Genomic DNA, 14,377 nt, shown 5'->3' with positions numbered 1-14,377 from the left:
GAGGCCGCCCTGTTGCATCCGTCGGAGCATGTTACGGATGTCGGAGGATTCAGCCGAAAAGGTCCGTCAGGTGCAACACCCTCCGACGTGCCTAACAGAGCGGATGCCGGCACACCCGCCCGCCTCACCGCCGCCCGGCTCACCACGGGTTCGGCTTGTAGTCCTTCAGGAACACCCCGTGCACATCGACGCCTGCCTCGCCCTGCACGATCGGGTCGTACACACGCGCGGCGCCGTCGACGAGGTCGAGCGGGGCGTGGAAGCCCTCCTCGGCGAGGCGCACCTTGGTGTGGTGCGGGCGCTCATCCGTGATCCAGCCGGTGTCGACGGCGGTCATCAGGATGCCGTCGGTCTCGAGCATCTCGCCGGCACTGGTGCGCGTGAGCATGTTCAGTGCCGCCTTGGCCATGTTGGTGTGCGGGTGTCCAGGGCCTTTGTAACGGCGCGAGAACTGCCCCTCCATCGCGGAGACGTTCACCACGTACTTGCGGTGCGCGGAGGACGCGGCCATCGACGCCCGCAGCCGGCTGATCAGAAGGAACGGCGCGGTGGTGTTCGCGAGCTGCACCTCGAGCATCTCGAGCGGATCGACCTGCTCGACCGACTGCACCCAGCTGTTGACGCGGTTGATGTCTGGGACGAGTCCGCCGGCGTCGATCGCGCTGCCGTCGGCGTGCTTCTCCAGCGACGACGACCCCGGTGCCATCGCGAGCCTGGCGAGGTCTTCGGCCGTCAGCGCCTGGCCACCCTGCTCCGCCACGGTGCCGCCGAGAGCCGCGACCGAGAGCAGCGGATTCGAGTCGACGGACGCCTGCAGCGCCTGTGGGTGCGGATCGACCGTGTGCCCGAAGGTCTCCATCTCGGGCAGCGGTCCGTCGGGCAACGGCTGCATCTCAGCATCCGCCAACAAGGAATACGCACCCGGCGAGCGCCTGACGGTCTGCGCGGCGTTGTTGATGAGGATGTCGAGCGGCCCCTGGGCCGCGACCGAATCGGCGAGCGCGATCACCTGGGCGGGGTCGCGCAGGTCGATGCCGACCACGCGCAGGCGGTGCAGCCAGTCGGCCGAGTCCGGCAGGGACGAGAACCGCCGAACGGCGTCGCGCGGGAACCGCGTGGTGATGGTCGTGTGCGCTCCGTCGCGCAGCAGCCGCAGCGCGATGTGCATGCCGATCTTCGCCCGGCCGCCGGTGAGCAGTGCACGCTTGCCGCTCAGGTCGGTGCGGGCGTTGCGCTTGCCGTGGCTGAAGCGCGCGCAGTCGGGGCAGAGCTGGTGGTAGAAGGCGTCGACGAGCGTATACGGCTGCTTGCAGATGTAGCAGTTGCGGGGCTTGAGCAGCTCGCCCGCGATCGGAGCATCCACCGTCGTCTTCAGATCGTTGCCGCGGGTCTCGTCGTCGATGCGGTCGGGGGCGCCGGTGGCGGTGTTCGCGACGACGGCCTTGTCGGCCTCGGCGATCGCGTCGCGGATCTCCTTGCGGCGCACGCGCTTGACGGCCTTGAACATCGCTGCGGTCGCGCGGCGGACGGCGACGTAGTCGGGATGCTGCTCATCGAGCTGGTCCATCGAGGCGAGTACGCGCAGCACCGTCTCGAGATCAGTCGGGTCGAGGCCGTCGCCGAATTCAGAGGTGTCGGCAGCGGGCGCATCGGTCATTGGGCTGATTTTACGCGAGTGGGCTGGGAGAAGCCGCCGCGAGTGACAGTGTCTCCACCCCGGCGTATCGTCGCCGGTATGAACGACAGCGCGTACGGCATCATCCCGGCATACCTCCTCGCCCGCCTGGCCGAGTCGGGGCGCTTTCCCCGGGCGGCGGATGCCGCGCGTCAGACCCTGCTCGCCGGCCGTCCGACCTTCCGCGCGCGCATCAATCTCTCGATCGACGACCAGGGTGATCTCGTCGCCGAGCTGTCGGATGCTCCGAACCGCACGATCAGCGACGCGCAGAACTCCGAGACGCTGCCGGGCGTCGTCGTACGCGCTGAAGACGATGCCGCCGTCGACGACGCGTCGGTGAATGAGGCATTCGACGGACTCGGCGCGACGTTCGAGATGCTGCTCGGCGCATTCCAGCGCAACTCCCTCGACGGTGCCGGCGCCCCTCTGGATGCGACGGTGCACTACGGCGTCGACTACGACAACGCCTTCTGGGACGGCGAGCGCATGGTCTTCGGCGACGGCGACGGCGAGGTGTTCCGCGGCTTCACCGGTTCGATCACCGTCATCGGCCATGAACTCGCGCACGGCGTCATCCAGCACACCGCCGGCCTCGAGTACCAGGGCCAGCCCGGTGCGCTCAACGAGTCGATCGCCGACGTGTTCGGCGCGCTCACCGAGCAGTACAGCGAAGGGCAGACCGCAGACCAGGCGAGCTGGTTGATCGGCGCAGGCATCTTCACCGAAGAGGTGCAGGGCACAGCCTTGCGGTCGATGCTCGAACCCGGCACCGCGTACGACGACGATGAGCTCGGAAAGGATCCGCAGCCCGCGCACATGAGCGACTTCGTGCAGACGACGGAGGACAACGGCGGCGTGCACATCAACTCCGGCATCCCGAACCGCGCGTTCGCCCTCACGGCGACGACGCTCGGCGGCAACGCGTGGGAGCGCGCGGGTCTCACCTGGTACAAGGCCCTGACCGGCGGTCTGGTGAGTACGGCGAGTTTCCGAGAATTCGCGGATGCGACGATCGCCGCCGCCGTCGATGAAGAGGTCGCCACAGCCACTCGCGCAGCGTGGACCACCGTGGGAGTCTTGGAGGATGCGCGACGTAGCCCCGCCGAGTGATCATCCGGACGAGGAGCCCGGCTTCCTCATCATCGTCATCCGCACCGGCGGTGTGGCCGGCATCAGGCGGCGCTGGCAGGTCGAACCGCCCCGCGAAGAGGCGCCCCGCTGGATCGAGTTGATCGATCGCTGTCCGTGGGATGCACCGGATTCGTCAGAGTCCAGCCGTTCGTCGTCCGGCTCGCCCCTGCCCAGTCCGTCCCCGTCCGACTCGCCCCCGCGCGGAGCAGACCGCTTTGTCTGGAGCATCCAGGCCCGCACGCCCGCGGCGCAGCTTGAGCGCGAGCTGCCCGAGTCGGCCCTCGAAGGTCCGTGGCGGCAACTGGTCGAGGCGGTTCGCGCGGCCACGGCACCGTGATCCACAACATACCGAGGTTCGACTCCCCATTTCGGCACACTCGTCGGTCGAGATCCACATCTGTCGGTCGAAATCGCCGATCCTGACCGACATCCGTAGAAATCGACCGACAGGTGTACCTCGCTCAGCGATCCGAGCTGCCCTCCAACGTCACCCGGGTGACGGGCAGGGCCTCCGGATGCTCCTGCTGCAGCCAGGTCATGATCTTCTCCCGCACGAGGCAGCGCAGATCCCACTGGTCATCGGAGTTCGCGGCCGAGATCTTGAAGCGCAGCGTGACGTGTCCGCCCTCTGATCCGGTGACCAGCACGTTCGCCGAGCGCCGGTCCCAGGCGTCCGAGGCCTCGATGATCTCCATGAACTTCTCGCGCACAGCATCCACCGGCACCCGCCAGTCGAGGTCCATGTAGACGGTGCCGAGGATCTTCTCCGATCGCCTCGTCCAGCTCTCGACGGGCTGGGACGTGAAGTAGGTGCACGGCAGGATGAGTCGCCGCTCGTCCCAGATGTAGACGACGACGTATGACAGGTTGATCTCGCCGATGCGGCCCCACTCGCCCTCGATGACGACGACGTCGCCGACGCGGATGGCATCCGTGAACGCGATCTGCACACCCGCGATGAGGTTGCCGAGGGTGGACTGCGCGGCGAGCCCGGCGATGATGCTGACGACGCCGGCGGACGCCAGGATGCTGGTGCCCACCGCTCTGACCTCGGGGAAGGAGAACAGCACGGCACCGATCGCGATGATCGAGATCAGCACGACAGCGAGACGGTTCAGGACGGTCAGCTGCGTCTGGCGCCGCCGAGCCTCAGGGCTCGTGGCGTCGCGGCGGCTGTCGTACTGCATGAGCCGTTCCATGCCGAACGTGACGACCGTCGACAGCAGCCATGCGCCGACGAGCACGACCGCGATCAGCAGAATGCGCTGCAACACCGGCCACCACGACAGAGTTGATGGTGCAGTGACCGCGCACGTGATCCATACCGCGATCAGGAACGCGAGGATCATCCCTGGCACGCGGATGCGGCGCTCGAGTTCGCCGATCCACGCCGAGCGTCCACGGGCGCGACCGGCCCCGAACCGGACGCCGATGACGACCACCGCCACGATCGCGACAGCGATGAGCAGGGCGACGATCGCCTCCACCCACGCGGCCCAGCCCACGTCAGAACCGGCGGATGCAATCGAGCCGAAGAAAGAAGGCATCGTCCCACCCTAGACAAGTGCGTCAGGCCGTGAGAAGCCCCTTGTTTCGCGGGCATCGGCGGCGCACTCTGGATTCGATGAGGGTGCGCCGGATCAGACAGGCGAACCGTCCGCAGCAAAGGAGCTGTCATGTCGCAGAAGATCGTGCCGAACCTCTGGTTCAATCAGAACGCCGATGAGGCCGGCGAGTTCTACACCGATGTCTTCCCCGGTGCCACGGCGATCGTCGGTGCACAGTACCCGGAGGACGTGCCCGACTGGCAGGCCGACTTCAGCGGCAGGACCCTGACCGTCGACCTCGTGATCGACGGCTATCTGCTCACGCTGATCAACGCCGGTGACGAGTTCCGCCCGAACGCGTCCGTGTCGTTCATGCTCAACTTCGATCCGCTGCGGTTCGATGGCGACCGCGACGCCGCGCGCGCCAGCCTCGACGAGACCTGGGCGAAGCTCTCCGACGGCGGTGCAGTGCGGATGGAGCTCGGTGAGTACCCGTTCAGCCCGTGCTACGGGTGGGTCGAGGATCGCTACGGCGTCAACTGGCAGCTGCTGCTGGCGAACCCTGAGGGCGAGCCACGGCCGTTCCTGATCCCGCAGCTGATGTTCTGCGGGCCGGTACAGAACAAGGCACGCGAGGCGGCGGAGTTCTACACATCGTTGTTCCCCGAGGCCGAGGTCGGCTTCATCGCCGAGTACCCGACGCAGACCGGCCCGGCGGATGCCGGCAGCGTGATGTTCGGCGAGTTCCTGCTTGCCGGGCAGTGGTTCTCGATGATGGACTCGGGTGTCGAGCAGGACGTCACATTCTCCTGTGGCGTCTCGCTCGAAGTGCGCGTCGCCGATCAGGACGAGCTCGACCACTACTGGAATGCGCTGACCACCGCGCCGGAGGCGGAGGTGTGCGGCTGGCTCGCCGACCGCTATGGCCTGAGCTGGCAGATCGTTCCGGAGAACATAGGCGAACTCATGCAACGCCCTGGTTCGTACACGAAGATGATGGAGATGAAGAAGCTCATCATCGCCGACTTCTGAGGAGCTCATGGGACTTTTCACGCAGAAACCCGACGACCCGGGCCCCTGGGCATCGCTGCCCGGCGAGCCCTTGGATCAGGATGCCGTCGACAGGCTCGACGACACCGTCGCCGTCGATCCGCTCGAGATCGGGCTGGGTGCGCAGACCACGTCGATCGTGTTCCCCGTCGCTCCTGTTCTTGAGGATGCCGCCGAGCAGACCGACGGCGAACCGGAGGACTAGCCCCGCGGGTCGTTGAGCGAGCGCAGCGAGACGAAACGCGTTGAGCGAGCAGAGCGAGTCGAAACGATCTGCGACCCTCACCCGATCGACTCCGGCCGGGCTCCCAACCCGACGAACCTGCCGGTCACGTAGGTGAGCCGCGGATGATCGCGCAGCATCCGCAGAGGGAACGGCAATGACGCTCCCGGTGCGCGCGACGCGATCAGCGGGCCCTGCAGCCGTCGCTGCACGAACTGGGTGATCCGCACCGGCCAGGTGCGGCGGCGCTGCACGCGGCGCAGGTCCTTCGCCCGTGGCGGGCGCCCACGCAGCACCGGCTCGAGGATGCGGGCGGCGGCGACAGCATCCTGAATCGCGAGGTTTATGCCGACCCCTCCCGCCGGCGACATCGCGTGCGCGGAGTCGCCGATGCACAGCATCCCGTCGGCGTACCAGCGACGCAGCCGCTCGAGCCGTACCCGCAGCAGGTGCACGTCGTCGGCCGTGACGGCGGCGACGGCATCCGCCATGCGCGGCGAGATGCGCGCGATGCGCTCCCGCATCAGTACGAGGTCGTCGTCCGAGCCGGTCCACGTGCCGGCGGGGATGACGTGCGCGATCTGGAAGAATCCGCCGCGATCGATCGTGATGATCATTCCGTCGCCGGCCTGGATGAAGGGGTACGACTCGTCGGCGCACCTGGTGAGACGGAACCACAGCACATCCATGGCCGCGGCGCTGCCGACCGGGGTGAGCCCGGCGGCGGCGCGGATCTCGGAGTCGCGACCGGACGCGTCGATGACGAGGCGCGCGCGGATGGTGACGTCGCCGTCTGGACCGGATCCGGTGACGCCCGTGATGCGGCCGCGCCCGGCCTCGTCACCGCGCTCGCGGGTCAGACCGTCGATGCGGGTCGAGCGGAGCAGGCGGAATCCCGGATGCTGCGCCGCGGTGTCCGCGAGCAGGTCGAGGAAGTCCCACTGCGGCATGAACGTCATGACCTTGCGGCGGGTGGGAAGCCTGGTGAAGTCGGCGAGGGTCAGCTCGGCGCCCTGCCAGCTCAGGCGCACGCGAGGCATGTCGTCATGAGGCCGGGCGAGGAACTCGTCGAGCAGGCCGAGGTCCGCGAGCAGGTCCTGGGTGGAGGGGTGGATGGTGTCGCCGCGGAAGTCGCGGAGGAAGTCGGCATGCTTCTCGGCGACGGTGACCTCGAGTCCCTGACGCAGCAGAAGGAGCGCCATCATGAGCCCGGCGGGTCCGCCGCCGACGATCACGCAGTCGGTGTCGATGTGGGTGGTCATGGGTCCACGATCCCTCGGCGCGTGCCAGGATGCGAGCATGGTCAATAAACGCGCAGGCCGTCCGCGCGGGGATGCCACGGCTCGCCGACGCCTGTTGGATGCTGCCCATGCGCACTTCGAGGCGGGCGACCTGCCTTCGATATCCACGCGAGCGCTGGCAGCCGAGGTGGGCGTGAGTCACTCCCTGGTCAATTACCATTTCGGCTCACGTGACGCGCTCGTCGCGGCGGCCGTGTCGTTGCGGGCGGCGCCGCATCAGGTGGTCGCGGCGGCGACGGATGAGGACGGACACATCGACCTGGCCCGGCTCGTGCACGGACTCGTCCGGGTGTGGGAGCATCCCGACAACGGTGCACGGCTCGTCGAATTCGCCCGCCGCCTCGCGACCGGTGATGAGCGCTCACCCGCGCTGATGTCGTACTTGCAGAACACCGTGTTCACCGCGCTGGCCACGGAATTCGGACAGGAACGCGCCAGACGCATGGCGACCGCGATCGTCGGGGTGATCTTCGCGCGGTACGTGCTGCATCTGCCGGCGATGACCGCCCTCACGCCCGCGCAGGTCGCCGCTCACCTCCTTTCGATGCTGCGGTAGCGTCTTCCTGACACGAGCTATCCGGAGAGCACCGACTACTTCCTCGACGAGATCGGGCGTGAGCGCATCCCATGCCCGCGAGCCTCGACGGCAGAATGGGACCATGATCGATTCCGAACCCGACGCTCATGTCATCGGCCCTGGTCTCCTTGCGACGCCCTTCACCGCTGATGAGATCCGTGCGGCGACCGGCAATGGCAAGACGATCCGCGTTCTGGTCGAAGAGCCGCAGGGATCTCAGCAGTTCCGCGTGAACCGTTTTCGCGAGACGGATGCCGACGGCGCGACCCTCGATCGGTGGAGTTCCGGCGCGGACGGAGTCGTCCAGGGCGAGATCTCCAGTGCGCGGGTGGCGTGGCGGGATCTGCAGGCGCACGCCGCGTTCCCGGCAGATCGCACCGTGCTGTCGAGTGAGACGCTGTCGCTGCCGATCGGCACGGTCGACTGCCTTCGCTATGACGTGCGCGAAACCCCGGAAGCGGAAGCCGCGACGTTCTGGTTCTCGGTGAAGCACCCTGGGATGCCGGTCAGGTACGAGTCTCCGGCGGAAGGCGGTGTGGTGCGCACGACGATCGTGGCGATCGAATGGCAGTAGTCATCGCCGATACGGTTGAAGGATGACGATCATCGCCGCCGCAGACGGCTCCGCCCTGGGCAACCCCGGCCCGAATGGCTGGGCCTGGTACATCGACGACGCGAACTGGGCGGCGGGCGGGTCACCGCACGGCACCAACAACCAGGGCGAGCTGCAGGCCGTGCTCGAACTGCTGCGTGCCTCAGCCGGGACCGACGAGCCGCTGCTGATCATGTGCGACAGCAAGTACGTGATCGACTCGATCACCAAGTGGATGCCGGGATGGAAGCGCCGCGGATGGCGCAAGGCCGATGGCGCCCCGGTGCTCAACCGCGAGCTGATGGAGTCGTTGGATGAGGCGATGCGCGGCCGCGACGTGCGGTTCGAGTGGGTCAAGGGGCATGCCGGCCACGACCTCAACGAGGCCGCCGACGAACGCGCGAACGCGGCGGCGAAGGCCTATCAGGCGAAGCAGGAACCGCGACGCGGACCAGGGTTCACGATGGCGACGGATGCCGGAGCCGCCGTCGCCGCATCGGCCGCAGTGGCCGCGGCAGCAGGCCCGTCGCTCCCTGAGCCCGCACACCAGCCGGTCCCTGAGCTTGTCGAAGGGTCCGGCACCCCGATGACGCTGCCACTGTGGGCCGAAGCATCCGATCTGCTCGACGGTCTGGACGATACGGCCGACGTGGCGCCGGTCGAGATCCACCTGACGCTATCGCCCACTGAGCTGTCCCGCCTTCGCACCCGCGCCGAGGCTCAGGGCATCTCGCTGGAAGAGGCGTTGCGCCGAATGATCTGACCCGCCGGTCGTCACACCTCAGCCGTCAACCACGCCACGACGACGTCGCCGATCATGGATCGGAAGTGCTCCCGGCGATCCTCGGCGAGCAGGTCGCGGTCGAAGAGGTAGCCGAAGGTGTGCTGGTTGGCGACCTGGAAGAAGCAGTACGAGCTGATCAGCAGGTGCACGTCGAGCGCATCGACGTCTGCCCGCACGCTCCCCTCGGCGCGTCCGCGCTCGAGTACGGTCTCCAGCACGGCGACGGCCGGTTGGTTCACCGTGCGCAGGCCATCGAGACGCTTGATGAACTCGCCGTGGTGGATGTTCTCGATCGACACCAGGCGGATGAAGTCGGAGTGATTGCGATGATGGTCGTACGTCAGTTCGGCGATCTGCCGCAGCGCTTCCACCGGCGCCAGATCACCCGCGTGGATCGACTGCTCCTTCTCGCGGATGCCGCGATAGGCGTTCTCCAGCACCGCGAGGTAGAGCTGCTCCTTGCCGCCGAAGTAGTAGTAGATCATCCGCTTCGTCGTCTTCGTGCGTTCGGCGATCTCGTCGACGCGCGTGCCGGCGTAGCCTGATTCGGCGAAGGCCTCGGTGGCGACTTCGAGCAGCTCGGCGCGGGTCCGCTCGGCATCGCGCTTTCGCACGACCGGCTCGGTCACGCTGTTCGTCATCGTCTCTCGTTTCCCTCGACACGGCGAGCGTTTGGCTGTGCACACATCATGCCCCACCCGTCAGCACTCGCCGCGGATTCACCACCATCAGCCGATGCAGAGTGGCGTCATCCACGCCGGCCGCGCGCAGTTGCGGCAGCACGGTGTCGAACAGGTGGGTCATATGCCAGTTCGGCACATGCTCCTTCCGCCACGACGGCGGTGTCACGCGGCTGAACACCGCCGCATCGTGCGACAGCACGAGGCGATCCACGTACCCGGCATCGAGCAGTGCGATCAGCATCCGGATGCGATCCGCATCGCGTCCCACGTGCTCCATGCCGAATCGATCGAAGCCCAGGTACGAGCCGCGATCGGCGAGCGCTCGGAGGTACGAGAGGTCGAGCGAGTCACCGCTGTGCCCGATCACGACGCGGTCGAGCGGCACGCCCAGTCGTGCCAGCGCGTCCTGCTGCGCGGTGCCGCCCCGCGCCGCGGCATCCGAATGCGTCGTGATCGGCACGCCGGTGCGCAGGTGCGCCGCGGCGGCCGCCCCGAACACCCGCTCGACGTCCGGGGTCAGTCCCGCACCGTCCGACGCGATCTTGATCATCCCGGCACGCACCTGCGTTCGGGCGATCCCGCGCGTGATGTCTCCGATGAAGAGGTCGATGAGCGGGTCGGGGCCGTCGACGACGAGCCCCGGCCCGTTCAGGCAGAAGAACGGGGGCAGCACGGATGACGCGTAGCATCCGGTCGCCGCCACGATCTGCACCGGCACGCGCGCGGCGACCTCGGCGACGCGGCGCACGTCCCGCCCGAGCCCGATCACCGTGAGGTCCACGACGGTTCGCACGCCGCGCTCGTACAACGACGAGAGGGTCTGCACGGCGCGTTCGATGCACGCCTGCTCATCCCATTCCGGATGAGGCATATTGACGTCGAGTTCAGGGTCGGTGACGAAGATGTGCTCGTGGATGAGGGTCACCCCTAGTCCATCGCCGTCAACCTGGCCCGTGAACGTCGGGACCGAACGCGCCACGCAGTCAGCTCACTCGGAGGTCGAGCGGATGGCCTCGTACACAGCGAGCGAGTCGCCGGTGAGGGTTTTCGAGAGGTACTCCTCCGCCTTCTCGCTGAACGCGTCGCGGTCGACGTCCTCGATGACCTCCCACTCACCACCGGTGCGCCACTCCTCGAGGACCGTCTCCTCGTCTTCGGCGACGCAGGTGGTGACCTCGGCGACGGCCTTCTCGGTCGCAGCCGTCAGCGCTTCCTGCTGCTCTTCGCTGAGCTCGCCCCAGATCGGTCCCATGATGACGAGGTTGGTGTTCAGCTGGTGGGAGCTCATGCTGACGTAGTCCTGCACCTCTTTGAGGTTCGAGGCCACGATGTTGGTGATCGGGTTCTCCTGGCCGTCGACCGTGCCCTGCTGCAGCGCGAGGTAGAGCTCCTCGTAAGCGACCTCAGTCGCCGTGGCGCCGAGCGCCTTGGCGTTCATGAGGAACTGCGGCGACCCGGGGAAGCGCATGCGCAGACCTTCGAGATCCTCCGGCGTGCGGATGGCGGTGTTCGCCGTGAACTGGCGGGCGCCAGCCGACCATGCGCCGAGGGTATGAACGCCGGATGCCTCCTCGAACGCCTCGGTGACGGTGTCGGAGGCATCGCTGGCCATGAAGGCGGCGAGGTGATCGGCGTCGTCGAACGCATAGGCGGCGTCGAGCACGCTGATCGGCTCGTAGACGGCGCCGAGCGCCGAGGCGCCCTGGATGTCGATGTCGATGTCGCCCGAGGCGACGGAGGCGATGCGGTCGGCGTCGCCGCCGAGCTGGCTGGACGGGAAGATCTCGATCTCCAATCCGACATCCGCCGCAGCGACCTCATCCGCGATCACCTGTGCGCCGCAGCGATGCTGCGGCTGATCTTCGTTGTAGCTGTGGGCGAGTGTGAGCTTCTGCGTCGCGCCGGCATCGCCTCCGTCGCCGGTAGCGCCGCCTCCGGTTCCGGAGCAGGCGACCAGCATCATCGCTGGTGCTGCGGCAAGGGCGATCCACATCGTTCGCCGCGTGCGTCTTGCGTTCATCGGTTCTCTCCTCTTTCTGGTGCTGTTTCGGGTGTTGCGTCTGGTGTCGCGGGGCCAGCTGGTGCGGCCGCCTCTGCGGCCACCAGATGGTCGAGGTCGGCGAGCATGGCCGTGCGGTCTGCGCGCTCGCCCGTGAAGATCTCGAATGCGTCGGCGGCCTGATGCATGGCCATCCCCAGCCCCGACATGGTGCGGATGCCGCGCGCGCGGGCCGCCTGCAGCAACGCCGTGTCGGCCGGTCGGTACACGATGTCTGCGACGCGGATTCCGTCCGGCAGCAGCGCCGTATCGAACGGGGTTCCTGGATGGGCGGCCATGCCGACTGGGGTCGCGTTGATGATCAGATGGGTGTCGGCGATGAGGGCGGGTAGGTCGTCGACGGCGCCCGCACGGACCGTCGCCGTCGTCAGGGCGCGCACCTGATCCGCGAGCCCGGCGGCGCGTTCTCGCACCTGATCGATGAGCACGAGTTCCCCGATCGGATGCTGTGCCAGCGCCGTGGCGACGGCCGAGCCCGCACCTCCCGTGCCGAAGAGCACGACGCGTCGAAGCTCCTCATCGCCGAACGCGTCTTTCAGGGCGGCCGCGAAACCTGTGACGTCGGTGTTGTGGCCCATGGTCCCGGCATCCGTGAACACCACCGTGTTGACCGCGCCGACCGCGCGCGCACTGTCGCTGAGCTCGTCGAGCAGCGGAATGATCGCCTGCTTGACGGGGTGAGTGATGTTCAGGCCATTGAATCCGAGCCGTCGCGCGGCGGCGAGCAGCGTGCGCAGCGACGCGGTCGTTCCCTCGTCCGGCGCGAGATCGATCGTGCGATAGACATAGTTCATCCCGTGCCTGGCGCCCTCGGACTCGTGCATCGGCGGTGACAGCGACGGGGTGACGCCCTCGCCGATCAAGCCGATCAGCACGGCTCGACGGCGAGCGAGAGGGGTGCCGATCGTCACAGGCCCAGCACCCCCGGCAGCCACATCACGGCGCTCGGGAACGCGATGATGAGCACGCAGATCACGAGCAGCGGGATGATGAACGGCAGACACCCGCGGAACACCTCGCCGATGCGCGTCTTCGACACCGCCGCGGTCACGAACAGCACCGTTCCGACCGGCGGGGTGAGCAGGCCGATCATGAGCGAGAGGATCATGAGCACGCCGAGCACGATCGGATCGACGCCGATCTGGTTGCCGATCGGGAGGATGATCGGCACAGTCAGCACGAGGATCGCCGTCGCATCGATCACCGTGCCGAGAATCAGCATGAGCACGGTGACGAGGATCAGGAACACAGTGGGGCTGTCGCTGATCGCGAACACCAGCTCGGTCAGCATCTGCGGCAGGCGCTCCTTGGCGAGAATGTAGCCGAGCAGCGAGGCCGAAGCGACGATGATCATGATCGACGCGGTCGTCGTGACGGTCTCGGTCAGCGCCTTGACGAAGCTCTTCAGACTCAGCGAACGCTGGAGCAGACCCACGACGATGATGTAGACGACACCGACCGCCGCCGCCTCGGTGGGCGTGAAGAGACCGCCGAGGATTCCTCCGAGGATGATGATCGGCGCGACGAGCGGCAGGATCACTCCCTTCGTCGACGCGACGAACTCGGCACGATCGAATCGACCCTTCTTGACGTTCGGCATCCGCCTCACGAGCACCCAGACGACGATGCACAGACCGGTCGCCATGAGCAGTGCGGGGATGACGGATGCCGCGAACAGCGCACCGGTGGAGACGGCGGCGAGTCCGGCGTAGATCACCGCGGGAATGCTCGGTGGCATGACCGGGGCGATGAGTGCGGAAGTCGCCGAGATCCCGGTGGCGAACCGGCGGCCGTAGCCTGCACGGATCATGGCGGGGATCTGCACCTTGCCGAGGGCGGCGGCATCCGCGACGGCGGAGCCGCTCATCCAGGCGAAGCCGACGCTGGTGCCGACGGTCACGTAGCCGAGGTTGCCGCGGATGTTCGCGAGCCCCGCCTGAGCGAAGCGGAACAGCCGATCAGCGATCCCGGCATGGTTGGCGAGCGCACCGAGGAAGATGAACAGCGGCACGGCGAGCAGCGGGAAGCTGCTGGCGGCGTTGGTCACGGTGCGCAGCGCCATGCCGAGCGACTGCCCCTCCATGGCCATGTAGACCAGCGACGGGCCGAGGAAGGCGAAGGGCACAGGCACGCGCAGTGCCAGCAGGAGGGCGATCGCGAGGGCGAGGAGAAGAAGAGTCACAGTCCTGCCACCTCGACCTGGTCGTCTTCGATGTCGGCGGCTTTCGGCCCGTGGAGGGCGACATCGGCGGCGGAGATGAGCGCGCGCACCGTTGTGCTGACTGTGCCGATGAACACCGGGATGTATACCCACGACATCGGGAGGCGCAGCACCGGAGACTTCACGATGCCCTGCGTCGAGATGAGCGCCCATGCTTCGAGCGACAGACCGATTGCAGCTGCGGCCACCACGAGCAGTGCGAACGCCTGGATGATGCGCACGATCATGGGGTTGCGGATCGAGTCGACGAGCTCCAAGGCGATGTGGCCACGACTCGTGACAAGGAGGCCCATCGCTGCGAAGGTCGCCCAGAGCAGCGCGAAGCGGGCGAGTTCGCCCGTCCACGCCAGGCTCTCGAACGGCAGGTAGCGCTGCAGGGCCTGGTAGAAGACCAGGACGAGGATCATCAGCACGGCGACCGCGCCGATGGTGAGCTCGATCACGGTGATGATGCGGGCCACCCGGTGCAGGATGCCGGTGGCGGGAGGTTGCTCTTGTGGGGTCACGAGACGCCTTTGTGCTCGGTGGATC

Annotated in this window: 16 protein-coding genes; 7 read left to right on the top strand and 9 right to left on the bottom strand. The window is 67.5% G+C overall.

Going from position 1 to position 14,377, the window contains the following annotated elements:
* Positions 1–139 precede the first annotated feature (139 nt).
* Positions 140–1,657: an SDR family NAD(P)-dependent oxidoreductase gene (locus IEV67_RS06035; RefSeq protein WP_188435608.1), complete on the bottom strand. Its 1,518-nt coding sequence runs from the start codon at positions 1,655–1,657 to the stop codon at positions 140–142.
* A 78-nt stretch (positions 1,658–1,735) separates the two neighbouring features.
* Here IEV67_RS06035 and IEV67_RS06030 point away from each other — a divergent pair, with 78 nt between their 5' ends.
* Together IEV67_RS06030 and IEV67_RS06025 are read left to right on the top strand one after the other, a co-directional pair.
* Positions 1,736–2,788, top strand: a complete 1,053-nt coding sequence (locus IEV67_RS06030) for a M4 family metallopeptidase (RefSeq protein WP_188435607.1) — start codon at positions 1,736–1,738, stop codon at positions 2,786–2,788.
* On the top strand, positions 2,763–3,146 hold the full coding sequence (locus IEV67_RS06025; protein WP_188435606.1) for a protealysin inhibitor emfourin: 384 nt from the start codon (positions 2,763–2,765) through the stop codon (positions 3,144–3,146). The genes IEV67_RS06030 and IEV67_RS06025 overlap by 26 nt, the downstream gene beginning before the upstream one ends.
* Before the next feature lie 124 nt (positions 3,147–3,270).
* On the opposite strand, the gene IEV67_RS06020 is transcribed toward IEV67_RS06025, so the two are convergent.
* Positions 3,271–4,356, bottom strand: coding sequence for a mechanosensitive ion channel family protein (locus IEV67_RS06020; RefSeq protein ID WP_188435605.1), 1,086 nt, complete (start codon positions 4,354–4,356; stop codon positions 3,271–3,273).
* Positions 4,357–4,485: 129 nt separating this feature from the next.
* Between IEV67_RS06020 and IEV67_RS06015 the strand changes: the two genes are divergently transcribed.
* Together IEV67_RS06015 and IEV67_RS06010 are read left to right on the top strand one after the other, a co-directional pair.
* Entirely contained in the window at positions 4,486–5,388 is a 903-nt protein-coding gene (locus IEV67_RS06015) for a VOC family protein (RefSeq protein ID WP_188435604.1), read from the top strand.
* 7 nt (positions 5,389–5,395) lie between these two features.
* Complete coding sequence (locus IEV67_RS06010; RefSeq protein WP_188435603.1) at positions 5,396–5,611, top strand: hypothetical protein; 216 nt, start codon at positions 5,396–5,398, stop codon at positions 5,609–5,611.
* 77 nt (positions 5,612–5,688) lie between these two features.
* On the opposite strand, the gene IEV67_RS06005 is transcribed toward IEV67_RS06010, so the two are convergent.
* Complete coding sequence (locus tag IEV67_RS06005; protein WP_229702789.1) at positions 5,689–6,891, bottom strand: FAD-dependent monooxygenase; 1,203 nt, start codon at positions 6,889–6,891, stop codon at positions 5,689–5,691.
* Positions 6,892–6,928: 37 nt separating this feature from the next.
* Between IEV67_RS06005 and IEV67_RS06000 the strand changes: the two genes are divergently transcribed.
* The 3 genes from IEV67_RS06000 (at position 6,929) to IEV67_RS05990 (ending at position 8,862) form a co-directional block, all read left to right on the top strand.
* Positions 6,929–7,486 carry a TetR/AcrR family transcriptional regulator gene (locus IEV67_RS06000; protein WP_188435601.1) on the top strand — a complete coding sequence of 186 codons (558 nt, stop codon included), beginning with the start codon at positions 6,929–6,931 and terminating at the stop codon, positions 7,484–7,486.
* Positions 7,487–7,589: 103 nt separating this feature from the next.
* On the top strand, positions 7,590–8,081 hold the full coding sequence (locus IEV67_RS05995; protein WP_188435600.1) for a hypothetical protein: 492 nt from the start codon (positions 7,590–7,592) through the stop codon (positions 8,079–8,081).
* A 22-nt stretch (positions 8,082–8,103) separates the two neighbouring features.
* On the top strand, positions 8,104–8,862 hold the full coding sequence (locus tag IEV67_RS05990) for a ribonuclease H family protein (RefSeq protein WP_188435599.1): 759 nt from the start codon (positions 8,104–8,106) through the stop codon (positions 8,860–8,862).
* 11 nt (positions 8,863–8,873) lie between these two features.
* Here IEV67_RS05990 and IEV67_RS05985 read toward each other — a convergent pair whose 3' ends face one another.
* The 6 genes from IEV67_RS05985 to IEV67_RS05960 are packed head-to-tail and all read right to left on the bottom strand — an operon-like array spanning position 8,874 to position 14,352.
* The gene (locus IEV67_RS05985; protein ID WP_188435598.1) at positions 8,874–9,524 is read right to left on the bottom strand and encodes a TetR/AcrR family transcriptional regulator; all 651 of its coding nucleotides are present in this window, start codon (positions 9,522–9,524) and stop codon (positions 8,874–8,876) included.
* 46 nt (positions 9,525–9,570) lie between these two features.
* On the bottom strand, positions 9,571–10,545 hold the full coding sequence (locus IEV67_RS05980) for a phosphotriesterase family protein (protein WP_188435597.1): 975 nt from the start codon (positions 10,543–10,545) through the stop codon (positions 9,571–9,573).
* 9 nt (positions 10,546–10,554) lie between these two features.
* Entirely contained in the window at positions 10,555–11,586 is a 1,032-nt protein-coding gene (locus IEV67_RS05975) for a DctP family TRAP transporter solute-binding subunit (protein ID WP_188435596.1), read from the bottom strand.
* Positions 11,583–12,536 carry a shikimate dehydrogenase gene (locus IEV67_RS05970; RefSeq protein WP_229702785.1) on the bottom strand — a complete coding sequence of 318 codons (954 nt, stop codon included), beginning with the start codon at positions 12,534–12,536 and terminating at the stop codon, positions 11,583–11,585. The genes IEV67_RS05975 and IEV67_RS05970 overlap by 4 nt, the downstream gene beginning before the upstream one ends.
* On the bottom strand, positions 12,533–13,807 hold the full coding sequence (locus IEV67_RS05965; RefSeq protein WP_188435595.1) for a TRAP transporter large permease: 1,275 nt from the start codon (positions 13,805–13,807) through the stop codon (positions 12,533–12,535). The genes IEV67_RS05970 and IEV67_RS05965 overlap by 4 nt, the downstream gene beginning before the upstream one ends.
* Entirely contained in the window at positions 13,804–14,352 is a 549-nt protein-coding gene (locus IEV67_RS05960; RefSeq protein WP_188435594.1) for a TRAP transporter small permease, read from the bottom strand. Before IEV67_RS05960 ends, IEV67_RS05965 begins: the two co-directional genes overlap by 4 nt.
* Positions 14,353–14,377 lie beyond the last annotated feature (25 nt).

Origin of the sequence: Microbacterium murale (assembly GCF_014635185.1) — a bacterium.
Lineage (GTDB): Bacteria > Actinomycetota > Actinomycetes > Actinomycetales > Microbacteriaceae > Microbacterium > Microbacterium murale.
This window is presented reverse-complemented; position numbering and strand designations above follow the sequence as displayed.

Excerpts from the sequence above, each read along its gene's own strand:
- IEV67_RS06035 (WP_188435608.1), bottom strand. The coding sequence starts at position 1,657 with ATGACCGATGCGCCCGCTGCCGACACCTCTGAATTCGGCGACGGCCTC.
- IEV67_RS06030 (WP_188435607.1), top strand. The coding sequence starts at position 1,736 with ATGAACGACAGCGCGTACGGCATCATCCCGGCATACCTCCTCGCCCGC.
- IEV67_RS06025 (WP_188435606.1), top strand. The coding sequence starts at position 2,763 with ATGCGCGACGTAGCCCCGCCGAGTGATCATCCGGACGAGGAGCCCGGC.
- IEV67_RS06020 (WP_188435605.1), bottom strand. The coding sequence starts at position 4,356 with ATGCCTTCTTTCTTCGGCTCGATTGCATCCGCCGGTTCTGACGTGGGC.
- IEV67_RS06015 (WP_188435604.1), top strand. The coding sequence starts at position 4,486 with ATGTCGCAGAAGATCGTGCCGAACCTCTGGTTCAATCAGAACGCCGAT.
- IEV67_RS06010 (WP_188435603.1), top strand. The coding sequence starts at position 5,396 with ATGGGACTTTTCACGCAGAAACCCGACGACCCGGGCCCCTGGGCATCG.
- IEV67_RS06005 (WP_229702789.1), bottom strand. The coding sequence starts at position 6,891 with ATGACCACCCACATCGACACCGACTGCGTGATCGTCGGCGGCGGACCC.
- IEV67_RS06000 (WP_188435601.1), top strand. The coding sequence starts at position 6,929 with ATGGTCAATAAACGCGCAGGCCGTCCGCGCGGGGATGCCACGGCTCGC.
- IEV67_RS05995 (WP_188435600.1), top strand. The coding sequence starts at position 7,590 with ATGATCGATTCCGAACCCGACGCTCATGTCATCGGCCCTGGTCTCCTT.
- IEV67_RS05990 (WP_188435599.1), top strand. The coding sequence starts at position 8,104 with ATGACGATCATCGCCGCCGCAGACGGCTCCGCCCTGGGCAACCCCGGC.
- IEV67_RS05985 (WP_188435598.1), bottom strand. The coding sequence starts at position 9,524 with ATGACGAACAGCGTGACCGAGCCGGTCGTGCGAAAGCGCGATGCCGAG.
- IEV67_RS05975 (WP_188435596.1), bottom strand. The coding sequence starts at position 11,586 with ATGAACGCAAGACGCACGCGGCGAACGATGTGGATCGCCCTTGCCGCA.